Genomic DNA, 24128 nt, shown 5'->3' with positions numbered 1-24128 from the left:
CATGTTCAAAAAAATAGCGCTTCTGGCAGTAATTGGCGCCGCCATATTTGGCTTTTTTCACTTTGGGTTAAACAGCTATCTTACCCTTGAAGGCATGAAAAGCTCGTTGGATACATTTCAAAGTCAAATAGAGGCAAACCCGTTTGTTAGTTTAGGGGTGTTCTTTGCCACTTATGTTGCAGTAACGGCGCTGTCACTGCCTGGTGCAGCCATTTTAACTTTGGCGGCCGGAGCGCTATTTGGACTTGTTCAAGGTTTAATTATTGTTTCGTTTGCCTCAAGCATTGGGGCAACGCTAGCCTTTTTGGTATCGCGTTTTATTCTGCGCGATACCATACGCAATAAATTTAAAGAAAAGCTTAAAAAGATTGATGAGGGCGTTGAAAAGCAAGGTGCATTTTATCTATTTACCCTGCGCTTGGTGCCGGTATTTCCGTTCTTTTTAATTAACCTGTTGATGGGGCTTACCGCATTAAGGACCTGGACGTTCTACTGGGTTAGTCAGGTGGGCATGTTGGCGGGTACCGCTGTTTATGTAAACGCTGGAACCCAGCTAGCTCAAATCGACAGCTTATCGGGTATTGTTTCACCTAGCCTAATTCTTTCATTTGCGCTGTTAGGTATATTCCCTTGGATTGCCAAAGGCATAGTGGCAGTAGTAAACAGACGTCGTGTGTATAAGGGCTATAAAAAGCCTAAGCGTTTCGATAGAAATTTAGTGGTAATTGGTGCCGGTGCCGGTGGATTGGTAACAAGCTACATAGCCGCGGCAGTAAAAGCAAAGGTGACTTTGGTTGAAGCGAGCGAAATGGGTGGCGACTGCTTAAATTATGGTTGTGTACCAAGCAAGGCAATTATTAAAACCGCCAAAGTTGCAAACCAAATGCGAAACGCAGAAAACTATGGTTTACATGCGGTTGAACCTACTATGTCTTTTAAGAAAGTGATGGCTCGTGTGCACGAAGTAATTGCCGCTATTGCGCCTAACGACAGCGTAGAGCGTTACACCAGTTTGGGCGTGGATGTTGTAAAAGGGTACGCCAAAATTGTTGACCCTTGGACTGTTGAAATTAAGACAGAGTCGGGCGATGTACAAACACTGACTACCAAGAACATTGTGGTTGCTACTGGTGCTGCCCCGTTCGTGCCTGAGTTACCTGGCATAGAAGACAGCGGTTATGTGACGTCAGATACACTGTGGGAAAAGTTTGCCACGTTTGAAGATGCGCCGAAAAAGCTGATAGTGCTTGGCGGCGGTCCAATTGGCTGTGAGTTGGCGCAGGCGTTTTCGCGATTAGGCAGCAGCGTAACACAAGTTGAATTAGCCCCTCGCTTAATGGGCAGGGAAGATGCGGATGTGGCTGAATACGCTGAATCTGTGTTGCGAGACAGCGGTGTAAATGTGATGACATCGCACAAAGCGCTTCGTTTTGAAAAAACACAAGAAGGCCGTGTGCTTATTGTTGAAAAAGAAGGGCAAGAACACGCCATTGCATACGATGAAGTAATTGTAGCGGTAGGAAGAAAGGCACGTTTAAACGGATTTGGTCTTGAAGAGCTTGGTATTCAGTTCGACCGCACTATTGAAACCGATGAGTACTTACAAACGCTTATGCCAAACATCTACGCTGCAGGTGACGTAGTAGGGCCGTATCAATTTACTCATGTTGCTGCACACCAGGCGTGGTACGCTGCGGTTAACGCCTTGTTTGGTACGTTTAAGAAGTTCAAAGTGGACTATCGCGTCATTCCGTGGACTACCTTTATCGACCCTGAAGTAGCACGTGTAGGCTTAAACGAACGTGAGGCTAAAGAACAAGATATCGACGTTGAAGTTACCCGCTATGATTTTGCTGAGCTTGATCGCGCAGTAGCAGAAAGTGCTCGCAAGGGTTTTATTAAAGTACTTACTCCACCAGGCAAAGACACCATTCTAGGCGTTACTGTGGTGTCGGAACATGCGGGCGATTTGCTAGCCGAGTTTGTCATTGCTATGAAGCATGGCTTGGGCTTAAACAAAATCTTAGGCACCATTCACGCTTATCCGACGTGGGCTGAGGGGGCTAAGTACGCAGCAGGAAACTGGAAGCGCGCGAATGCGCCAGAGAAGCTGCTAGAATACGTCGAAAAATTCCACACATGGCGCAGAGGGTAGTGTTGCTGCGCCGCCTTTTAACGTGGAGTATTTGGGCGTTTATTTGCTTAACGGTGAATGCAGAGGTGTTGTCTACGCCTATGCCGTCACAAAATAACGTTTCAAACGTAGATACAACAGTTTCGCCCACCGTGCGCTTTCATGCGTGGGGCGGAAGCGCTCAGGTTAACGGTTATATTCGATGGCTGGCAAAACAGCTGGCACAGAAACACAATATAGCACTGCAGCATGTGAAGCTTGCCGATACGAGCGATGCCGTATCAAGAGTATTAGCTGAAAAAGCGGCCGGCAACAGCAGTGAAGGGTCTGTCGATCTTATTTGGATAAACGGTGAAAACTTCGCCACAATGAAAAAACATGGGCTTTTAACGCCCAATTGGGTAGGCGAGTTACCATCATTTGCGTTAACCAGCCCAAATGAAAACCCCGCAATGACAACCGATTTTGGCGAATCAACCTTAGGTATGGAAGCCCCTTGGGGAAAAGCCTCAATGGTGTTTTACATTCGCCAATCTCACTTTCACCAAGCAGCATTAACGCCCCCATCAAACCTTGAAGAAATTTTAGCATTTACGCAGCAATCACCTGGCCGATTTACTTACCCCACGCCCAGCGATTATTTAGGTATCTCCTTTCTAAAATATGCGCTTCTACAACTTAACCCGCAGCATCGCGATTTGTTTTATCAACCTGTCACTGAGCAAGCGCTATCTAAAACGCTACCGTCTTTATGGGCATTTTTAGATGCATTGCATCCAAATATGTGGCGACAGGGTAAGATGATGGTTAGGCAGGCGTCGCAGTTACAGCGGTTAATGAGCAGCGGTGAGCTATCAATGGCGTTTTCCTTCACGGCTGCCGAAATTCCAAGTGCGGTAGAACGGTTTGACTTACCTACCGACATCAGAACCTATGCTATGAAAGATGGTAGTTTGGCGAATGTGCATTTTATTGGGCTTACTTTTAATTCACCTAATAAGCAGGCTGCCAAGGATGTAGTGAATTTTATGTTGTCTCCACAAGCTCAGGCTGAAAAGCAGAAATTAACGGTGTGGGGGGATGACACCGTACTTGATATGCGCAGATTAAGTGAGGCGCAAAAACGTATGTTCGATGAGCCATTGTCGCATCCCTCTGCGCTAGATAAGTCGGTTGCTGTGCCGCTGCTTGGTGAACCGCATTCAAGCTGGACAGATGCATTGCGTGATGCATGGTATAGCCAGTATGGAGCACGCTACTGATGTTTTCGCAGATTACGGTTTACGCAAGATATGCATTGCTACTATTACTTTTAGTACCGGTAACCGTAGGCGTTATTGGCGTAGTATTTCCTGCTTTGGGGTATTTTCCCGCGCTGGGTGAACATTCATTTTCGTTTCGCATTTTTGTTGAGCTTTTAAATGTACAACACATTGGGCAGATGATTTGGCTCTCGCTGTTCAGCGGTGTTGGCTCAACAATACTGGCGTCATTTATCACATTTTTGCTACTAGCACATTGTTATCAATCATCATTACTTAATAAGGTACAGGCGCTACTAAGCCCTCTGTTAGTGTTGCCTCACGCGGCGGCGGCTATTGCACTTCTATTCGTGCTAAGCCCGTCGGGGTTAGTTGCACGGTTTATCGGAACGATCACAGATAGCGCAATGCCCTCAACAGCGGTAGAGCTATTCCCCTATGATGAATGGGGGCTTAGTGTATTGTTAGTGTTAGTGATTAAAGAAGTCCCCTTTATTCTTCTTATGGCACTAAGTGTTATGGCACAGCCAAACAACAAACAAAAGCTAGAAGGCTATCAACGGGCGGGCACAGCGCTTGGCTACAGTGCTCCAAGCACCTTCTTCAAACTTATTCTGCCGTCAATTTATACCCAAATAAAGTTTCCTATTCTAGCCGTGTTGGTGTTCGCCACCTCTAATGTGGAAATACCGTTACTTATTGGTTTGAACAATCCAAGCACGCTTTCTGTGGCCATTTTGCATTGGTTTAATCATGTCGACCTCTCAATGCGTTTACTTGGCTCGGCGGCATCCATTTTACAGGGTGTAGTGTGCGTGCTTGCTATCGTGGTTTTTTTTACTGTAGAGAGAATGATTTCGTGGTGGGGGCGCAGACAGCTTTCAACAGGTCGTCGTAATTTCTTCAACCGCACTGTTGCGTTGTTAGGAACGTGTACGGTTGGCATATATGCGTTTTTAATTGCAGGGGTTGTGTATACGGTAGTTTCTTATTCACTTGCTGAGCATTGGGTGTTTCCTCGCTTGTTTCCAGAAGCGCTAACGCTGCTGCACTGGAAAACCGCATTTAGTGCAATTGGCCAGCCTTTGCTTAACACTTTATTACTCGGACTAGCGACAAGCGTTTCATCAGTGGTGCTGGTTTTACTAACGCTTGAAAGTGAAGTGCTCGTGCCAGCAACGCGAAAAGCGGCTGCGTTATTTTCATTTTCACTGTTCTTACCGCTGTTGGTACCAGGTGTTGCTTTTTTGTATGGGTTGGTATGGTTTCAGCAACTCTTATCAGTGCACTCGTTGGGGTTTCACACCTATATAGCGCATATGGTGTATGTATTGCCTTACGTATACCTGTCGCTTGCGGTGTCCTATCAGCGTTTCGATAATCGCTATGTAATGGTGGCACAAAGCTTAGGAAAGTCACCGTTTCAGGTGTTTTGGTATGTGAAACTGCCTGCGCTACTAAATTCTGTACTGGTGGCCTGGGCACTTGGGTTAGCAATTAGCTTTAGTCAATACTTACCAACCATGTTGGCGTCTGGCGGGGCAATTCCAACGGTTACAACAGAAGCAGTGGCTTCAGTTTCGGGCTCTAGTGTTCGGCTAACTGCAGTTTATGCGGTTATTCAAGCATTAATGCCTTTGTTGGGGTTTGTAATTGCTTGGACACTACCTAAGTTAATTACACTTAACCGAGAGCGTAGGCGAACACATAATCGTAGAAGTAAGCGAATAAGCAGTCATATGAGTAGAAAAGAACGCTTAGAAAAAAAGGTAGTACATCATGGCCGTTGATACTGGCGCGAAAGAACAACGAATCCTGAGCCTACAACACCTGCAAGTAGAAAAAGAGGGTAAGCCTTTGGTTAAGGTAAGCACTCAAGTACAAGGGCAAAGTGTATTAACTATTATGGGCCCAAGCGGGTGTGGTAAGACAACGTTGCTTAACGCTATATCTGGTCAGTTAGCTGCGCCTTTTACGTTTACAGGTGATATCAGCATTAACGGGCGCTCTGTTACTGCACTTGAACCTTACAAGCGAAATATTGGCATTATGTTCCAAGATGCATTGTTGTTTGAACATATGTCGGTAAAGGAAAATATTGCCTTTGCGATGCCGCCAAAGTTATACAGTACAAAGCAAGCGCAATCACAGGCTATCGACACAATGTTGCAGGAAGTGTCGCTAGAGGGCTTTGGTGACAGAGGTATTGAGGCGTTGTCTGGAGGGCAGCAGGCGAGGGTGTCACTGCTTCGTACATTGGCCGCAGAGCCTGATGTCGTGTTGCTTGATGAGCCGTTCAGCAAATTGGATGCGTCGCTTCGATCGCAAATTCGTACGTGGACGTTCGAGCAAATAAAACAAAGAAATATACCCGCGGTACTGGTGACGCATGATATTGAAGACGCCAACGCCGCAGGTGGTGAAATAATAGAGTTGATGCCATGCTAGACGCCAAAGTAACCCCATTTATAAAGCCATTACTGCTACCTTTTATAAAAGTGTTGAGCAGGGCAGGCATAACACCAAATCAAGTAACGGTATTTGGTTTTTTGATAGGGATAACGGCAGTTCCCTTTATTATTCTTAATTGGTGGAGCGCCGCGCTAGGTTGCATTATTGCCAACAGAATTTGTGATGGAATAGACGGAGAGTTGGCGCGATTTCAACAAAACAGCAGCAGTGCAGGTGGCTTTTTAGATATCTGCCTAGATTTTTTGTTCTATGCGTCTATTCCGTTGGCATTTGGAATCGCAAATCCTCATGAATGGGGGGCACCCGCACTGGTGTTATTGGCCACATTTATTGGAACAGGCAGTAGTTTTCTAGCGTTTGCTATTTCAGCTGAGCGCTATCAAATAGACCGACCACAATTTGCCCATAAAAGTTTTTACTATATGCAGGGGCTTACAGAAGGGAGTGAAACCATTTTAGTGTTTCTCGCGTTTTGTATTTGGCCAGCGAATTTCCCTATTATTGCGTACGTATTTGCAGCTGCTTGCGCTATTACAATAGCAACCCGAGTTGTGGGAGGCTTCAATACACTGAAGCATGTTGAGAGTTTGCAGAAAACCAAAGGTGATGAGTAACACAATGGATAACGCTTCAGCTCTTCGATTAACCATATTTTTAAGCGTATTCGCTGTTATGGCGTTGCTTGAGGCTTACAAGCCTGCGCGAAAAGCTGTGTTGAACCGAAAACAGCGCTGGGTGGGTAATTTGTCTATGGTAGTAATTGGTGCCGTGGTGGCTCGTTTACTTCTTCCTGCAACACTTCTGGGTGTATCAAGCTGGGCGGCGAGCGAAGGTTTCGGCCTGTTCAACAGTATTGGTAGTGCATTACCGTTTGCGCTAGTGGTCATTCTTTGTGTTTTAATTCAGGACGTAGTGATCTATTGGCAACACAGATTGTTTCATACCGTTCCTATATTGTGGCGCGTTCATAAAATGCATCATGCTGACAGCCATGTTGATACCACTACAGGGCTTCGATTTCATCCAATAGAAATTGCGCTTAGCCTGTGTATAAAAGCTGCCGTAGTAGTGCTTTTGGGGGTGCCGGCGTTAGCTATTGTTATTTTCGAAGTTGCACTTAATGCGTTTTCTTTATTTAACCACGCCAACATTCGATTACCGAAGAAGTGGGACAAGCGCGTAAGCACTATCTTGGTCACACAGCGTCTGCATCGTATTCATCACAGTCAGGCGAAACAGTACTCGAATACGAATTACGGTTTTAGCGTAACGTGGTGGGATAAACTCTTTAACAGTTTTACATCTCAGTCGCGTGTCGATGATGCAACCTTTGAGATTGGGCAGAAAGACATACCTGCTGAAAAAGAGAATGCCGGTGTTTTAGCTTTGCTTAAACAGCCTTTTAACCACAAACCTGAAGGCCAATAAGTAAATTAAGGTACGGGATGAGCTGTGCAGTTAAATTTGTCAGTAGCATTAACGCTGCTACGCTTAGAAAGAGCGCATAGTAAAGGAGCTGTTTTGGAAACGTTAGACGTACCTTCGGTGTTAAGGCAATTACCCGTCAATTTACTGTTTAAAAAATGTGGTGAGGATCGCATTTATTCCAGCGATGGCTTTCAGCAGTTTTTTGGTGCCAATGCGTCGTCACGGTTAGATGATAGCAGTATTGCGTTTTACGACCCTATTTCCAAAGCCCCTTTAGAAGCCGACGCCAACCCCTTTGTTTTGGGAGAGACAGGTGGTGCACTGTGTTTATGGGTGAGACTAAAAACCAACTTGTTTACCTTTAACTGTTTAGTTGAAAGCAAAGTTGTAAATCTAGAAGACGGTAACTGGATAGTGCTGTATGTGCGCAATAACGCGGACGAACTATCTGGTGGTTCTAATCTATCGTCGGTAGGAAAGCATTTGTCTTTTCACCAGTTACTGACTAATTGCTCTTCTAAGTTAATTAATGCCAGTGAATGCGAAGTTAAGACTATTATCGACCAAACCCTAGCTGCTTTTGGCGAATTCGGTAATATCGATCGGTGTTATATGTTTGAGTTTTCAAACGATCGTACTTTTATGACAAATACTCATGAATGGGTTGCAGCTGGTGTAACGCCCTATATAAGTGAACTACAAAATATGCCCACAAGCGATATGCCATACTTTATGGACCATATTCAAGAGGGCATGTTTAAAGTAGATGATGTAAGTAAAATACCTGATTGCGCTGCGGCTGAACGCGAAGAATTTATGAGAGAACACATTTGCTCGATACTTTGCGTGCGAATAATGGTGGGCGGCACTCTATATGGCTTCGTGGGATGCGATATAATAGGAAGTCCATACAAATGGCAGTCTTATGACGTTGAGTATTTAGAGAGAATTGGCGAAATACTGGGTAATACCTTACAGAATTTAGTCAATAGAAAGGCCATTGCCAACATGCAAGACGCCTTGCTTGATGCAAACAAACGTCTGGAACATTTGGCTAATATCGACGGCTTAACGGAAATTCCTAACCGGCGCGTTTTCGATACAACGCTTTCAAAGCAAATTGAGCTTAGTAGAGCGAAGTCTACACCTTTGGCATTATTGCTTGTCGATGCAGACGCCTTCAAATTGTACAACGACAATTACGGCCATGTAGCTGGGGACGACGCTTTAAAACAAATAGCTAAAAGTTTATCAAATAGCTGCATTGGTAAAGATGATCTTGCAGCACGCTACGGCGGTGAAGAGTTTGCGGTTATTCTTCCTGGCGTATCGAAAGACGAGGTACATAAAATAGCGACTCGAATTTTACGAAACATCCGTCGCCTTGGCATTTTTCATGAATATTCAGCACATCAAAGTGTGCTTACCGTAAGTATAGGAATGGCCTGCTTATTAGATGGCAAAGATAGCCCAACGCAATTAGTTCAGCGCGCAGACGAGGCGTTGTATAGAGCAAAAAGTGCCGGAAAAAATTGCGCTCATTTTTAGTTTCATTAAAAACTGCCTTAGCATTTCATCTCATCTCAAGTATCTAATTGTGATTGAATTTAGTCACATTTTTAATTGTGATTAAATTTGGTGTTATTCTGATTTGTGTGTATATTCTTGTAATATGAATTGGGAAATTAACGCAGATGAATGCGAGCGCCAATGACCAAAACAGCTTTGAATACATACAATAAACAGTCTGCTGCGGTATTGACTGGCGATATCGTTAATTCGCAAGGTTTGTCTGACAGCGAGTTTAGTAGCGTTATACAGTTACTTAAGACAGAGCTTGTGCAATATGCCTCTAAATACGATGGCCATTTCGACCTCTTTCGCGGCGATGCATTTCAGTTTGTCACAAACCACGCCCACTTTATTATGAATATTTTAGTTGGCCTTCGCTTAGCGCTTAAAGCACATTCGCCTAGTGTAGATATTCGAGTAAGTGCTGCAGTAGGGGATGTATCTTATAGAAATACAGAAGTTAAAACGGGTACGGGGCAAGCATTTGTATTATCTGGTCGCGCCTTAGATGAGTTAAAGTCACAGCACATCGCTTTTACATGCTCTAGTCCGTCGCTTATGCGCAGTACTAGTCTTCTTACACAATTTGCAGACAACCACTTATCCGGGCTTACACAAACACAATCTGAAACCGTACTTGCCTATTTAATGTGTGAAGAAAAAAACCATGATAATGTGGCTGTATTATTGGGAAAAAATCGAAGCAACGTAACGCGTATCTTAAATGCAAGTCGCTATAAACTGATTGCCGACTATCTGCATTTTATGGAGCAAGAGATAAACGCCTCGGTGCAAGAAATGTAAGTTGTAGTTAACATTGTTTAGGGAAGGGCATGCAGGAAATAGTATTTGATAATACGGTACTTCTTACAGGTTTATTACTTGTACATCTGATAGCCGATTTCTATCTTCAGCCTTTTTCGTGGGTAGAAAGTAGAAATACAAAACATGCGGTATCACCTTACCTTTATATACATTCACTGCTGCACGGGCTGTTAGCGGCAGTTGTAACCCTATTGTTAGGCGATGAAATTAGCGTAGTTAACACTTTTTATATCAGCGTTTCCATTGCACTCACCCATTTTATTATCGATTTAATTAAGTCTTACAGTAAACCCAGCACTACCTCATTTTTAATTGATCAGTTGGCGCATGTACTGGTTATATTTATTGCCTTCCTTTCGGTTACTAAGCAGTGGGGAGAATCAGTGGCATTGTTAAAAGCACTTAACAGTAGCCAATTAGCAGTTTTGTTAGCGTACTTAGCAGTGCTTAAACCAAGTTCGATTATTATTAAGCAACTGTTGTCTCCCTGGACTGATGAAGTTATGTCTAAGCCTGCTAAACGACACAATATAAAAGATACGTTATCGCTTAATTTAGAAGCACAACAAACTTTAGCCTTGGCAGGCCAGCGCATTGGCTACCTTGAACGTACGTTAATGCTCACGTTTGTTCTACTTAATCAATTTTCAGCCATTGGCTTTTTAATCGCAGCAAAGTCGATATTTCGTTTTGGCGATCTGACCAAGCATCAAGATAGAAAATTAACCGAGTATGTATTGCTGGGAACATTTACTAGCGTTGCCATTACGCTAGTCATTGGACTAGCTTGCGCCTATATCCTGGATGTAATGCCTGTGAAATAGCGCGTTAACGCTGCACATGTAATGGTAAAGGATCACGCTTTTCGTTATTCAGGGAGTATATGTGAACACACTGAATGTCTATCTTGCATACCTTTATTTTTTGTATCTTCACGCATTAGTCATCGATGTGTGACATACTGCCGCTTCATTTTTTTGTGACGGATCACCTGTGACTACAATTATGATGTTATTGGTGTTTGCATCGCTTGGTGTAAACATCGCAGTGGGTATTTATTTTCTCGTGCTTGCAAAGCGCGATATATCAACGCCAGTATTTATCTTGTGGGCGTTTTCTTGTTTTACTTACTGCTTAGGTTTAGTGGTAAACGTTGCAGGCGCATTACCAGGTTCACCACAGGTTTGCTATTTCCTTGCTAGCTGCTTATTACTGGCAGGTTTCTACCGCTTGGAAGACAAAAAGCCAAGTACGAATGTTGCGCGTGTGCTAAACCAAAGGGTTGCTTGGTGTACCACTGGCGTAGCGGCTATCGCCGTTTCTGCGTTTTTTACGCCTTATTATCAGGCATTAGCAAGCGGTGCTATCGCGGTTGTCTTTGGGCTTTGTTTTTTATCCTTTAGCGTGCACAAACAAGGTTCTCTTACCGGCATTCGTCAGTTCTTTCGCGCTATTTTAATTACGCACGCACTGGTAATGGTTTGTCAGTCAATTATGCTGGGCTACAGCGAATGGGCTGGTCTTAACTCTGCAGTGCAGACTTGGACAGCATTAAGCATTGCAGCCCACATTGCACTTTGTATTATTACTTCAGTATTGTTGCCTTTTATATTGGTGTACCAGCAAAGACAAAAATGGCAGACATTGGCCAATGTTGATGAATTAACCGGAGTCTACGGAAGACGGGCTTTCATTGGAAAGATTAACGAGTTGCTGTCTGATCAAGGTAGGGACAACTGCTCGCTAATGGTTATTGATATAGATCATTTTAAAACCATCAATGATAAATACGGACATCCAACAGGCGACCGTGTGTTAAATACCATCGCATCAGAGCTGAATAAAACACTTAGTGATAGTCATATTATTGGAAGGCTAGGTGGAGAAGAATTCGCTATATTTGTGTCTGGTGAGTCGAAACTACAAACCTTTCAGCTAGCCGATACGCTACGGCGAAAAGTAGAAACGCTGTCGATAAAAGACGGTAAGGACGAAATATCGGTAACCATAAGTATAGGTATGACGTTCTCAAACTCTGTAGAAGACACTTGGCACTCACTATTTAATACCGCTGATACTGAGCTTTACAACGCGAAAGCGCGAGGAAGAAATCAAATATCTCCACGGTTTCAAGTGGTGGCATGATGGTTGTGCAAGGCAAGCTCCAACTTAAAGTTCTATACACTATTTTTTAGTTTTCATTCCCTGTGCTGAATATTAGTTATCTATTATCTATTTGATATAAGTGCTTGTATATAATTAGTAATTTCCTTTAATATTAACGCGACCAAGGAGGGTTGTTGTTTCAATGTTACGTTCTAATGGAGTACGTCTACGTTTTAAGTCTCCCTTCTTTGCTCAAAAAAACACAAAAATTCAGATAAAAAAGAGAAAAGAACAATGAGAGCAAAACGTATTCTCCCATCACTTTTAGCTGTTTCAATGCTCAGCGCGTGTGGTAGCACCCCTCCACCTACGCCTGAAGAACAAGCGTTCGCAAATCAAATGCGTCAAGCTCTACTTTCCAAGATGCAAGGTATGACTTTACCTGCGGCACAAGCGCAGCAGCAGCCGCAAACACCGGTTGTTCCTGAGAGCTTTATTACAGAAAATGAGTTGATGGCGCAAAAGCAAAATGTTGATGCTACAGGTGGCTCTGCAATTTTTTACCGTGAAAAAGACGGTATTATGATTAATGGGCAGATGTTTAACGACTTCGAGGGGCAGGTAGCTAATTTCGGTGGAAACCGTTTTTCAGGAGAATTTACCTACGCAGTACAGAACTTCGATGGTTCATTTACTTTAAAATATTACAGAGCTGGTTCTGCAGAAGCACCAATTAAGATTGCTAAAGTGCTAAAAAGAAACGGTAAATTCGAAGTGAAAACAGTAACAGGAAAAACGATCCCTGGCGATACCGTAATTCCAACGTCAGACGGATTTATTGTTGGGCGACCTGGCTCTGCGTTTAGGTACACGATTGGAAGTGACCACGTTAAGTCGATTTCTTTGCTTGATAATTACCACATTGCTAAATATCAAAATGGCGATGCAGCATCTACTGGCTTCATATTATTAGAGAAGAATGCCAGAAATAAAAACGATAAAGTAGGCGGCCTTTTTGATTCGTTCAAAGAACTTGGCAACACCTTCGGTTTAAATAAAGTCGACGATTATGTATTAGTAAGTCTGAAAGGTGACTCTATAGTTCCAATGGACGTTAGCTTAGGTGGAAAAGACGTTGCAGAGCACTCTGGTTGCAGAAAAAAGAGCGCCTTGGTCAATGAATGTGATAACGTCGAATTCAAAGAAGCGCTTTATACAAAGATAGGTCTACCAAACTACAGCCATTACTATTGGTCAATAAACTGGGTGCAAACTCAATCTGGCCCTCTTGCTATCTACCGTACTTCTACGAAAGTTAAAATTGTTGATATAAACAATAACAAAGTCCACACCGCTTTTTCGCGGGCTTTAGGAGTAAACCAATTTGCTGTTGTTGAGAATGCTGACGGAACGACAGCACTTGAAGCACAGTTGGGTTTTAGTAAGGAGAGAATTGAAGATATCGAAGCGTTTATACTAGAAAACAAAACTGATATCGAACCTATTCAGACTTTACAAACATCTTAATGTTTGTGGAAAGAGGTATGTGAGATGGTCCGCTTTTGCGGATAAAAACAAAAAAGGCTTGCCAAATGGTAAGCCTTTTGAATTTGGTGGCGGGACGGGACGCCGGTTTGGTTCCCGCAATAGGAACTGAATTAGTCCCTCAATTGCTTTAGTAAGCCAATGCGGATCTATGCTTACGCAGGAGCTTCGGAACTCTGTTTGTCATTAGCTAGCAGGAACTTGGTTGACGATTGGCTTTGCGTTGTAGCTTCTCCATTTTGTTAACCAATCGCCTGATAGCGAAGTTTTCGCTTTATGAATATGTGCTGCAGCATGGCGCTTTTCAGTAATTTCCTATCAAGGTATATAGAACTAATAGCTTTGCAAGCGCTACGGAGTCACGATATTGAACGTGCCGGCAGGTTTATCCAGCATCCCCACAAAACTCAGCAAATCCAATGAGCTACCCTCTACGCTCAATTCATCACCCAACAGTAAATCTTTGAGACTGGCTTGGCCCACTGCGATATCGACAAAAAGGGTGAAGGTCAAATTCAAGGTGGCGTCCGCTGCCACTGGTGCCGCGATTTGCTTATGATGCATGACGGAATTTTTCACCGAGATCAAATGCGTTTCGTTAATGTCGGTAAAGTTCAGCAGAATGGTGAGTGCTTCGCCCTCAGCTTCGTCCGCATTCAGGCGCACGCTCATACTCGCGAGGAACTCTTCGACAGGCGTTGCCTTGAGTATTTCCTTCATCGAGACGGGCGAGATAATGCCTTTTTCGGGTGAGCCATGCCTCAATTCATAGGCGGCGCTCAAGTAAACATCTCGCCAAGGGCCTGATTCGGCCTGATAGCCCAACTGGTCATAAACCTTGGCCAGCAGCGCTCTGGCATCGGCGTTGTCTGGCGCGGCGAATACGGCCTGATTAAGTAGTTCTGCTAGCCAGCGGTATCGCTCTGTACCGGCTTCTGCATCGGCATTCGAGGCCTCTTCAAACTGTTTTTGTGCTTTTTCGACCACTGAGGATATACCACCCATCATGTCCACATAGTGACTTGCAGACACCGATTCAGGCAAGGGGTGTAGTTTGGCCGGGTTGCCGGTATACCAACCCATATAGAACTGGTACACCGCTTTTGCATTATGTTGCACGGTGCCGTAATAACCCTGGTTGTGGAAGTCCTGATTCAGCGCGTCCGGCAGTTTTATCTGACTGGCAATTTCATTGGGCGTATAACCCTGGTTCATCATACGCACCGTTTGATCATGGATATACTTGTAGGTGTCGCGCTGAACTTCCAGGAAGTTATTGATGTTGTCTTTACCCCACAGTGGCCAATGGTGGCTTGCGAAATACGTTTCTGCGTCCGCAAATTTTACCCTGGCCTCTTCGATGTAGCTTGTCCACAATCGCGCGTCACGTACCTTTGCACCTCGAAGTGTATAGAGGTTGTGCATGTTCCGGCTCACCAATTCGGCACCACAGAATGCTTTGTGCTCAGGCAAGTAGAAAGTGAATTCGGAGGGGGCCTCGGAACCGGATACAATCTGAAACTCGAATGGCACCCCGTCAATGACAAAGTTCAGGTTGTCGTGCGTGACGATTTCAGTCGGTTGTTTAAACGTGAAGCTGCCCGCGACAGGCAGCTTGCCCAGACCGGTGTCAACATGCCCACGGATGTCATTGGATAGACGCTTGCCGTACATGAACTCAGCACGACGTCCCATGGCGATGCCGGCAATAATATTTTCACTCGTCGCTTCTTCGACGAAACCTTCGGGTGCGATGATTCTCAGGTTGGCTTTTTCGTCCGCAGACAAATGCTCAAGAATACCGTCAACCCCGCCGAAATGATCGATATGAGAGTGGGTAAACAAAATGGCCTTAACGGGCTTCTTGCCTAGATGCGTTTGCGCCAGTTTGAACGAAGCGCTTGCCGGTTCTCTGGCGGTGAGCGGGTCTACCAATATCCAACCGGTGTCACCTTCAATAATGCTCATGTTTGACAGATCCGTTCCCCGAATCTGGTAGATCCCCTTCGAAACTTCGAATAAACCATGGATGTTGTTCAGTGCCGCCTGGCGCCACAAGCTCGGATTGACGGACGCGGGTGCATTGGTGCCGTCTGCGTCCACAAAGGAGAAATCATCTGGCCGGAACAGAAGATTGCCATCCCGGTCGCGTAATTCCAGGTTGTCTAGTTTGGCAATAAAACCTTTACGCGCGTGAGTAAAATCGCTCGTATTGGCGAAGGGGCGCTCGCTGAGAATCTTCTGGTTTGCTTTAGCAGTGGCCGCGGTTGGCGCGGTGTGGCCGTTCTGATTGGCACCTTCTTCCAAGGGAATATGCTCGGAACATCCTGCGGACAGTCCGATTAGGCAGGTCGCAATGATTGCGGATTTTATACTCTTCATATTTCATTAGCCTTGATGGAGTGGACAAAAAGATTGCAAGGAGTTTAAAGTGCCAAGTAAAATTTATCCAATCAATAAAATATATATAAGATATTTATGAAGCTGAATTTAAAGTCGGTTGATCTGAACCTGTTTCCCGTGTTTGAGGCCATCATGGAGCAGGGCAGTTTGAGCATGGCCGCGAGCCATCTGGGGATGAGTCAGCCCGCAGCAAGCGCGGCACTGAAACGACTTCGGCTGACCATAAAGGATGAGTTGTTTGTGCGTACGCGGCGGGGACTGGAGCCGACTGCTCGTGCGCTGGAGTTGTATCCCGTCGTTCATCACTTACTTGAATCATTGCGCGGCGAAATGGAACGCGCGAATCAATTTGATCCCTTGTTTTGCGAACGTATTTTCAAAGTAGCAGGAGGCGACTATTTTGACATGGTTTTTATGGGACGACTGATGAACATGCTGAGGGAAAGCGCGCCAAAGGTGCAAGTTGAATCGGTTATACATGGGTTTCAGGAATCTCTTAATCTGATACAACGTGGAAAACTGGACTTATGTTTGCACTACGATAAAGAAATCGCTCACGAGTTGCCGACGCTCAAACTATTTGAAGAAAGTATGTCTGTTCTAATGGCCGCGGATCATCCTTATGCCGATAAGCAGTTGAGTCTGACGGACTATATCGCCTTGGAACATGTGGTGCTGCCAAAACTTTCTGGAAATGCGAATCAGCTTGATGTGATTCTCGGTGGTTTCAACGAAAACCGTTGCGTTCGTGCTCGTGTCAGTTCGGTATCTTCGATGGTAATGGCGATTAAACAGTCTTACTTGATTGGTACGATACCAACGCGTATGGCAAGTATCTTGTGTGAAGGGTATGATCTGGTGTTCAAACCTTTTCCGAAGGAAGCACCACCAATTCCAATTTACCTGTCGTGGGCGCCCTTCTCGGATAAAGACTCGGTTCACCGATGGTTTCGGAATATGATCGCGAGCTTGGAGTAGTTGTAGTACGGTGTTGAGATAGTGATTCCTTAGGGCTGTTTGGTTTGAGGTTCATTTGTCGATGTCCGTTCCAAGCGGTTGATCAGGAAGGACTCGCAGCAACTCTCTAACGCAGCAGAAATATTTCAGATATATTATTGTGGGATTCTAATGACTTGAAACTGGACGGCCAAGTCAGCTACAGGCGAGAAGATGTGTTGGAATATGAGGCCAGTTGCTTGAGAAGGAGTGCGTTTGAAGCAGTTTGATGAATAGTTAGTACGCAATTATCCGCATCAGCCCTAATTTCCTGATAGTAAAGTTGGGGGGCAATAAAAAGCCCTAATGGCTGTTGAGGGCTCATTAGGGCTATTTACAAGATGGTGGTGCCGTGGGACGCCGGTTTGGTTCCCATAATAGCAACTGAATTATACCCTCAATTACTTTAGTAAGCTAATGCGGATTTATGCTTACGCAGGAGCTTTGGAACCCTGTTTGTCAGAAGCTAGCAGAAACTCGGTTGACAATTGGCTGTGCTTTGAAATCCATCAGCCTTAAGCATGCGCTTGCGGTGCTTTGATCAAGGATTCAGCAGGAATGCCTAAACCTTCATGCAGCTTCCAGATCATTTTTAGCGTGAGCGAGCGTTTATGATTGAGAATCTCATAGACCCGGTTGCTTTTACCAATCATTGGCTCGAGATCTTTCACTGTTAGACCTTTACGCTCCATCTCAAACTTGATGGCTTCAACAGGATCAGGCAGATCCATAGGGAAATGCTTTGCCTCATAAGCTTCGATAAGCGTGACCATGACATCCAGCTTTTCACCTTCGGGTGTGTCAGGGCCAGCCATCATCAGGCTTTCAATTTCTTTTAATGCCGCTCGGTAGTCGGCATCAGTTTTAATCGGTTTGATGTCCATTGTAATTCCTCTCGTTTCTACCTTTGGGGCAATTAAATAGTTTGTACGTCAATTCTATCGTATTGCGCATGGGTACCGATGAACCGGATATAGACCACGCGATAGGCATAGTTGATCCACACGACCAAACGGTACTTGTTCCCCGCAATATTGAAAACCACTCGCCCATCTTTGAGGATACTGGCATTTCTGAAATCCTGCTTAACATCGGCAGGAGCGCTCCAGTCAGCCGCTAAGGCATGTCGATACCAAGCAAGCGTAGGCTCTTTTGCATCCATGTACTCTGGGTTTTCTTCCCAGAAAGTTTTCAGTGTCGATAGGGCAATGATTCTCATAGAGTTAATAATAGTCCCAAAATGGGACTTGTTCAACTAAAATATACAGGAGAATCAATATGAATGAATATCAAGCACTTATGACGCAAAGAGAGCTATGTAATCGTTGGCAGGTAAGCGAGGCGACACTGGAGCGATGGCGATCTGAGGGTATTGGTCCAATTTACGTGAAACTGGGCGGCCAAGTCAGGTACAGGCGAGAAGATGTGCTGGAGTATGAGGCCAGTTGCTTGAGAAGGAGTACTTTTGAAGCCGTTTGAGGGTGAGCTAGTACGCAAATATCCGTATCAGCCCTAACTTCCTGATAGTAAAGTTGCGGGTTAATAAAAAGCCCTAATGGCTGGTGAGGGCTCATTAGGGCTATTTACAAGATGGTGGAGCTGGCGGGATTTGAACCCGCGTCCAGAAAATGTCTACCTTTGGTACTACATGCTTAGTTTGTCATTTATTTAACTGCTTGGAACTCCGACAAACAGGATTTCCTTGCAGCTGGCCTAATACTGTTTCGCGGTTCACCCTTAGACAAGGTTCCCTCGCTATCCTACTTGGATGACCTTCCGAATCCCCGCTAGCAGGAAGAGACTAGGGTGGAAGGGCCTATGCCGGTTATTAAGCGGCTAGTGCGTATGTTTCGTCGTTTGCGACTATTTAAATGCGGCTTTTTTAAGAGGCCAACCGCTCCTCTGCATGCACCTCCGGCTTCCTAGATCCTGTCGAATCCTAATCAGCCCCGAGATTGAAGCCGGATTATAACATAACTGCAAGCACGTTAAACGTTTCTTTTATAATTTGCTTTCAAAAGATGCATTTATGGACAATAACCATTAAAGTACGCAGGCGTTAATAAAAGGCTTGTAGTGTAAATGTCTTCAGATTCTGTTTTGTATTCCCCGTATACCTTGCCATGTGGCGTAACAGTGCGTAACCGCGTAGTTAAAGCTGCCATGGAAGAGAATATGTCTAGTTTGGGCAATGTGCCTGGCGAGGCGTTATTCTCTTTGTATAGGTACTGGGCACATGGCAGTTTGGGCATGATTATCACTGGTAATGTAATGGTAGACAAAGAGGCCATGACCGGACCAGGTGGTGTGGCGTTAGATAAAAACACCGACCTTGCGCCCTTTATTAAATGGGCAAAGATCATGAAGTCGAATGGTGCGCTTGCAATCATGCAAATTAATCACCCTGGACGACAAGTGTTTAAAGCCATGCAAAGTAAGGCTATAGCGCCTTCCGCGGTGCCTATTGATATGGGCAAACACTCTAAATTGTTCGCACAGCCGCGTGAAATGACCTGCCAAGATATTCATCATGTTTGTAAGCGTTTTCTTGAAACTGCAAAGCAAGCTGAAAATGCAGGTTTCGACGGCATAGAAATTCACGCTGCGCATGGATATTTACTTACTCAATTTTTATCGCCTCTAACCAACCAGCGCCAAGACGAGTGGGGTGGGTCGATAATTAATCGCGCACGCCTTCTTATAAATATCGTTAGTCAAATTCGTGCGGTTTGCGCCAATAATTTTATTGTAATGGTAAAGCTAAATTCGGCTGATTTTCAGAAAAACGGATTTTCTTTTGAAGATACGTGCGAAGTGGTGAACAGGCTAGAGGCGCTTGGCGTTGATGTTATCGAGTTATCGGGCGGTAGTTACGAAGCGCCGGCTATGCAAGGCCAAACGAAAGACAATACCACGCTTGCTAGCGAAGCGTATTTTCTAGAATTCGCTAAAGTGCTAGAGAGCAAAACAGACATACCGCTTATGACAACAGGCGGTATCAAGCGTGCTGAAATTGCCGAGCGAGTAATTCAACAGGGATGTGCGCTTGTAGGGTTAGCCAGTGCGCTGGCAATCACTCCAGACTTAGTAAAGAAATGGCAAAAGCAGTGGTCGTATTCAGGCTCTATTCCACATTGCCGTTGGCGTGATAAGTCGTTAGCCAGTTTGGCGAATATGTCAATGGTCCGAAGGCAATTGCGCCGTCTTGGCAATAATTTAACAACGCTTCGCGACCCATCGCCGTTATGGAGCCTTGTATTAGACACGCTCCATCGCAGAAAAATGACTAAGCGTGACGTTGGGTCAATAAACACTAAGCGCCCATAAAAAAACACAGCGTTAAACGCTGTGTTTCATCATTCTCTCTTTCTGGCGCTGCCAGTCTTTATCTTTTAGCGTATCGCGCTTGTCGTGTGCATGTTTACCTTTAGCAAGGTGAATTTCCAATTTCACCCAGCACTTTTTCCAATACATGGACGTGGCAACAATAGAGTAACCTTGGCGGTCACGCGCACCCATCAAACGGTCAATTTCGCGCTTTTTAAGCAATAGCTTTCTAGCGCGCTCTGGCGCTGCTACAACATGGGTAGACGCCTGGTTTAGCGGGCTTATTCTGCAGCCAACCAAATAGGCTTCTGCATTTTGAATAATAATGTACGCATCGGTAATGTTCACTTTACCGGCACGAATACTTTTAATTTCCCACCCCTGAAGCTCTAAACCTGCTTCGAATTTATCTTCTAAGAAATAATCATGACGCGCTTTTTTGTTCTGCGCGATATTTCCCGAGGTGTTTTTGTTGGCTTTATTCTTTTTCATGGCCGCTATTATACTGATTGTGTGAGGAAATGTCTTTATGCGTGTAGCACAAAAATCACTAGTGTGCTTTTAGCTAACATAACGCGTTGTGTATTCATAATGTGGGGTTATTAAGAGTAAAACCGAATACCAGATCAGTAAATTTTCTGTGTTACAATGCTCGACATAGTATTTTTCACCCTGGAATTATAGCGTAATAAATGCCTAGTATTCATAGAAGCGCACTTGTGGCTCACAGTGCAGAAGCCATGTTTAACTTAGTGAATGATGTTGCTTCATACCCAGAATTTTTGCCCGGCTGCACAGACAGCAAAATACTAGATGAATCGGCCGAAAGTATGAAGGCGTCGTTACTAGTCTCAAAGGCAGGCATTAAGCAGTGGTTTACTACCCACAACAAGCTTGTTACTGGCCAGCGCATTGACATGCAATTGGTTGATGGTCCATTTCGCTCATTATCTGGAGGTTGGACATTCTCAGCCTTGTCAGAGGATGCATGCAAAATAGAGCTAAATTTGGAATTTGAATTTACCAATAAGCTTGCTGAAATGGCTTTTGGTAAGGTCTTTAATAGTTTAGCAAGTAGTATGGTGGCAGCGTTTACCGACCGCGCAAGGAGCGTATACGCATGAGTAGCAAGCTTATTAATATTGAAGTTGCCTATGCGTTGCCCACTAAGCAAACCATTGTAGATGTGGCATTGAAAGAAGGTACAACAGTACAACAGGCCATTGAAGCGTCTAATATTCTTGAACAGTTTCCAGATATCGATTTAAAAGCTACGAAAGTGGGTGTGTGGAGTCGTGTGGTAAAACTAAACGACACGTTAATTGATGGTGATAGAATAGAAATTTATCGCCCGCTTATTGCCGATCCAAAAGAAATTCGCAAACGCCGTGCTGAAAAAGCAAAGGAAGAAGGGCGTGCTGACAAAGTAACAGGCGGAAAGCCTAATCCGCTTAAAGCGAAATCATAAAAAAGGCCACGTTAACGTGGCCTTTTTCAATTCTGTAGTTCGATAATGACGCTTTGTGTCACGGTTTCTTAAACACGCTTACATCTTTATTAAACCGACTTGTCGGATATGCTACCAAGTTCCAGAAATGGTGATGCATCAATATCTTCGGCATCCATCATACTAGCGATACGTTGAACCGTGGCCACCATCTGGCTTTGTTCCCATTCTTTAAGTTGAGAAAAGCGCTCTACAAAATGTTCTTGTAGTGGGCGAGGCGCATCAGCAACGGCTTCTTTGCCTTTTTCAGTAAGGAAAACGCCCACTTTACGTTTATCTTGCGTGCTTCGAATACGTGTTGCCAAGTCTCTTGATTCCAAACGATCAAGAATATTGGTAATGGTAGCTGGGCTAAGATTAATATTCTCTGCAATTTCGCGCACCATAATACCTGGGCGTTCTTCGATGTTTTGCATTACTAAAAGCTGCGGACCCGTAAGGCCCACGTGTTTACTTAACTGCTTGCTGCGTAGGTCTACCGCGCGTATCACACGTCGTAGTGCTACTAATAATTCTTCTTCTTTTCGCATGTTATTTCCAACAAATGCGTAGCGTTAATGCTACTTAAGCAAATGAATAAAATGTTGGTGTTTGTGATAGTGGTCTATCACGTCGTTTATCACCGATATTTTAGACCAACCCATAATATCATAATTCTGACCACCTTCACTGAGGTGTACTTCGGCGCGATAGTACGTTGCCTTTTCGTTCTCGTCTAGAGTTTGTGTTTCACAAGGGCCAAATTCAGGCTGCTCTGTTGGCACAGCATACACCGCGTAAATAAAGTCAGGGTCGTTGCCCATACTTACAGTTAGCACCAACGCGTCGTTACTGTCATTTACCGAAACAGAGAACTGTTGTAACTCGAACTCGTTACCTACTTCTCTAAGCGCAGGAGCAACGACCTTCGTCATATATCGCTTTACTGCTTTTTCGTCGGGAAAGGTGACGATGTTCTCTAATCGTTCTTTCCAGTTTTTGTCAGCATCGGTGTGTTGAGGCGTACCGGCAAGCACTTGAAGACTTTCTCGCTTAAATGCTTCAACACGCAGCGCCTTAAGTAACCCCGAGATCGCGATTAATAGTACAATGGCAAAGGGTAAGGCTGCTGCTATGGTCATGGTTTGTAACGCACCAAGTCCACCAGCATATAGCAGCACAGAGCTTACAACGCCTACCCCTACGGCCCAATATACACGTTGCCACAGCGGAGTATCGTTCTTTCCATGTGAGCAAAGCATATCTACAACCATTGCACCCGAGTCGCAAGATGTGACAAAAAACACAACCACCATAAGGACGGCAATAAAACTCAAAACAGAAGAGAAGGGGAATTGCTCTAAAAATATAAAGAGCGCTACTGCTGTATCTTCATTTACCATAGTCGCTAACGCTTGTTGACCTTGAGTAACGACTTGATCAATAGCGCTGTTACCAAACACCGTCATCCAAAACAAAGTGAAGGCACTGGGTATCAGCAATACTCCAAGTAGGAATTCACGAATGGTACGACCGTATGAAATGCGCGCGATAAAGATACCAACGAACGGCGCCCATGCTAACCACCAGCCCCAATAGAAAATAGTCCAACCACCAATCCAATCTGTTTTCTCGTAAGCAAAAAGGTTAAAGGTATTGCGCACAATGTCAGACAGGTAAGCGCCTGTGTTCTGCATAAACGCTTGCAGAAGAAAAACCGTAGGGCCGAGTACAAGCACAATTAAAAGTAGCAAAACCGCTAAAATCATATTGGTTTCTGATAAACGACGTATTCCCTTCTCAAGACCTGTTGTAACCGACACCACCGCAAGGCCTACAACACAGGCCATAATAATAATTTGAACGGTAGTGTTTGAGGGTAAATCAAAAAGGTAATTAAACCCGGCGTTGACCTGCGCAGCGCCTAGCCCCAGCGATGTTGAGACACCAAATACGGTGCTGGTAACGGCAAAGATATCAACAACATGACCTAGCCATCCATATATTCTGTCACCAATTAACGGATAGAGTGCCGAGCGCAATGTGAGTGGAAGGTTATGTCTGTAAGAGAAGTACGCGAGTATAAGTGCGACTATGGCGTATATTCCCCATGCATGAACGCCCCAATGAAAAAACGTTGTTTTCATTGCTTCTCGTACGGCATCTATGCTGCCTGCCTCGGCCGTTGGCGGTGCAAGATAGTGCATTAAGGGTTCTGCAACACCAAAAAACATAAGCCCAATGCCCATACCAGCAGCAAATAGCATACTAAGCCACGTAGTAAACGAAAATTCAGGTGCTGCGTGATCTGGCCCTAGCTTTATCTCTCCATAACGAGATACACCTAAAAAAATGACAAACAAAACAATAATTGCCACTGTGAGCACGTAAAACCAGCTACCGTTTGTCACAATTGTGCTTTGAAGCTGCTTAAACAAACTGTCGGCAAGCTGCGGCGCGCTAACTGCAAAAATCAGCAAAAGCAGTATTAATGCAGACGATGTATAAAACACTGGTGCGTTAAGTGGTGATGAATTTTGTTTCTCAATCACGCAGTAGTAATCCTTAAGCC

At 44.6% G+C, this 24128-nt stretch carries 22 protein-coding genes and 1 other RNA gene; 16 read left to right on the top strand and 7 right to left on the bottom strand.

What is annotated here, in order from left to right; translation table 11 throughout:
* Position 1 precedes the first annotated feature (1 nt).
* The 11 genes from V7R35_RS08915 (at position 2) to V7R35_RS08865 (ending at position 13326) form a co-directional block, all read left to right on the top strand.
* A complete protein-coding gene (locus V7R35_RS08915) occupies positions 2-2155 on the top strand; it encodes an FAD-dependent oxidoreductase (protein WP_334014391.1) in 2154 nt (717 codons plus the stop codon).
* Between the two features lie 80 nt (positions 2156-2235).
* Positions 2236-3396, top strand: a complete 1161-nt coding sequence (locus V7R35_RS08910; RefSeq protein ID WP_438823458.1) for an ABC transporter substrate-binding protein — start codon at positions 2236-2238, stop codon at positions 3394-3396.
* Positions 3396-5186, top strand: a complete 1791-nt coding sequence (locus tag V7R35_RS08905; RefSeq protein ID WP_334014389.1) for an ABC transporter permease — start codon at positions 3396-3398, stop codon at positions 5184-5186. The genes V7R35_RS08910 and V7R35_RS08905 overlap by 1 nt, the downstream gene beginning before the upstream one ends.
* The gene (locus V7R35_RS08900; protein WP_334014388.1) at positions 5176-5844 is read left to right on the top strand and encodes an ATP-binding cassette domain-containing protein; all 669 of its coding nucleotides are present in this window, start codon (positions 5176-5178) and stop codon (positions 5842-5844) included. The genes V7R35_RS08905 and V7R35_RS08900 overlap by 11 nt, the downstream gene beginning before the upstream one ends.
* Positions 5838-6482 (top strand): CDP-alcohol phosphatidyltransferase family protein, encoded by a 645-nt coding sequence (locus V7R35_RS08895; RefSeq protein WP_334014387.1) that lies wholly within the window; start codon positions 5838-5840, stop codon positions 6480-6482. Before V7R35_RS08900 ends, V7R35_RS08895 begins: the two co-directional genes overlap by 7 nt.
* Before the next feature lie 4 nt (positions 6483-6486).
* Complete coding sequence (locus tag V7R35_RS08890) at positions 6487-7296, top strand: sterol desaturase family protein (protein WP_334014386.1); 810 nt, start codon at positions 6487-6489, stop codon at positions 7294-7296.
* 93 nt (positions 7297-7389) lie between these two features.
* Entirely contained in the window at positions 7390-8844 is a 1455-nt protein-coding gene (locus tag V7R35_RS08885; RefSeq protein WP_334014385.1) for a sensor domain-containing diguanylate cyclase, read from the top strand.
* A 162-nt stretch (positions 8845-9006) separates the two neighbouring features.
* A complete protein-coding gene (locus V7R35_RS08880; RefSeq protein ID WP_334014384.1) occupies positions 9007-9672 on the top strand; it encodes a hypothetical protein in 666 nt (221 codons plus the stop codon).
* Positions 9673-9701: 29 nt separating this feature from the next.
* Positions 9702-10517, top strand: a complete 816-nt coding sequence (locus V7R35_RS08875; RefSeq protein ID WP_334014383.1) for a DUF3307 domain-containing protein — start codon at positions 9702-9704, stop codon at positions 10515-10517.
* Positions 10518-10686: 169 nt separating this feature from the next.
* Complete coding sequence (locus tag V7R35_RS08870) at positions 10687-11838, top strand: GGDEF domain-containing protein (protein WP_334014382.1); 1152 nt, start codon at positions 10687-10689, stop codon at positions 11836-11838.
* Positions 11839-12093: 255 nt separating this feature from the next.
* Complete coding sequence (locus tag V7R35_RS08865) at positions 12094-13326, top strand: hypothetical protein (RefSeq protein ID WP_334014381.1); 1233 nt, start codon at positions 12094-12096, stop codon at positions 13324-13326.
* 369 nt (positions 13327-13695) lie between these two features.
* On the opposite strand, the gene V7R35_RS08860 is transcribed toward V7R35_RS08865, so the two are convergent.
* Complete coding sequence (locus V7R35_RS08860) at positions 13696-15726, bottom strand: alkyl/aryl-sulfatase (protein ID WP_334014380.1); 2031 nt, start codon at positions 15724-15726, stop codon at positions 13696-13698.
* Positions 15727-15822: 96 nt separating this feature from the next.
* Here V7R35_RS08860 and V7R35_RS08855 point away from each other — a divergent pair, with 96 nt between their 5' ends.
* Complete coding sequence (locus V7R35_RS08855; RefSeq protein ID WP_334014379.1) at positions 15823-16725, top strand: LysR substrate-binding domain-containing protein; 903 nt, start codon at positions 15823-15825, stop codon at positions 16723-16725.
* A gap of 533 nt (positions 16726-17258) precedes the next feature.
* Here the strand turns inward: V7R35_RS08855 and V7R35_RS08850 are convergent.
* Both V7R35_RS08850 and V7R35_RS08845 read right to left on the bottom strand, forming a co-directional pair.
* Positions 17259-17627 (bottom strand): helix-turn-helix domain-containing protein, encoded by a 369-nt coding sequence (locus V7R35_RS08850; RefSeq protein WP_008284401.1) that lies wholly within the window; start codon positions 17625-17627, stop codon positions 17259-17261.
* Positions 17628-17659: 32 nt separating this feature from the next.
* Positions 17660-17962 (bottom strand): type II toxin-antitoxin system HigB family toxin, encoded by a 303-nt coding sequence (locus V7R35_RS08845; protein ID WP_008284255.1) that lies wholly within the window; start codon positions 17960-17962, stop codon positions 17660-17662.
* A gap of 59 nt (positions 17963-18021) precedes the next feature.
* Here V7R35_RS08845 and V7R35_RS08840 point away from each other — a divergent pair, with 59 nt between their 5' ends.
* Positions 18022-18222 carry a helix-turn-helix transcriptional regulator gene (locus V7R35_RS08840; RefSeq protein ID WP_156784356.1) on the top strand — a complete coding sequence of 67 codons (201 nt, stop codon included), beginning with the start codon at positions 18022-18024 and terminating at the stop codon, positions 18220-18222.
* A 112-nt stretch (positions 18223-18334) separates the two neighbouring features.
* Here the strand turns inward: V7R35_RS08840 and ssrA are convergent.
* Positions 18335-18694: a transfer-messenger RNA gene (ssrA, locus tag V7R35_RS08835) on the bottom strand.
* Between the two features lie 131 nt (positions 18695-18825).
* On the opposite strand from ssrA, the gene V7R35_RS08830 reads away from it, so the two are divergent.
* A complete protein-coding gene (locus V7R35_RS08830) occupies positions 18826-20070 on the top strand; it encodes an NADH:flavin oxidoreductase/NADH oxidase family protein (RefSeq protein WP_334014377.1) in 1245 nt (414 codons plus the stop codon).
* 12 nt (positions 20071-20082) lie between these two features.
* Here V7R35_RS08830 and smpB read toward each other — a convergent pair whose 3' ends face one another.
* On the bottom strand, positions 20083-20562 hold the full coding sequence (smpB, locus tag V7R35_RS08825) for an SsrA-binding protein SmpB (RefSeq protein WP_012518302.1): 480 nt from the start codon (positions 20560-20562) through the stop codon (positions 20083-20085).
* A gap of 200 nt (positions 20563-20762) precedes the next feature.
* Between smpB and V7R35_RS08820 the strand changes: the two genes are divergently transcribed.
* A complete protein-coding gene (locus V7R35_RS08820; RefSeq protein ID WP_334014376.1) occupies positions 20763-21194 on the top strand; it encodes a type II toxin-antitoxin system RatA family toxin in 432 nt (143 codons plus the stop codon).
* The gene (locus V7R35_RS08815) at positions 21191-21538 is read left to right on the top strand and encodes an RnfH family protein (protein ID WP_334014375.1); all 348 of its coding nucleotides are present in this window, start codon (positions 21191-21193) and stop codon (positions 21536-21538) included. Before V7R35_RS08820 ends, V7R35_RS08815 begins: the two co-directional genes overlap by 4 nt.
* Before the next feature lie 89 nt (positions 21539-21627).
* On the opposite strand, the gene V7R35_RS08810 is transcribed toward V7R35_RS08815, so the two are convergent.
* Together V7R35_RS08810 and V7R35_RS08805 are read right to left on the bottom strand one after the other, a co-directional pair.
* Positions 21628-22107, bottom strand: a complete 480-nt coding sequence (locus V7R35_RS08810; RefSeq protein ID WP_334014374.1) for a MarR family winged helix-turn-helix transcriptional regulator — start codon at positions 22105-22107, stop codon at positions 21628-21630.
* 30 nt (positions 22108-22137) lie between these two features.
* Complete coding sequence (locus V7R35_RS08805; RefSeq protein ID WP_334014373.1) at positions 22138-24108, bottom strand: BCCT family transporter; 1971 nt, start codon at positions 24106-24108, stop codon at positions 22138-22140.
* Positions 24109-24128: the final 20 nt, after the last annotated feature.

Source organism: Alteromonas sp. S167 (assembly GCF_036864375.1).
Taxonomy (GTDB): domain Bacteria; phylum Pseudomonadota; class Gammaproteobacteria; order Enterobacterales; family Alteromonadaceae; genus Alteromonas.
This window is presented reverse-complemented; position numbering and strand designations above follow the sequence as displayed.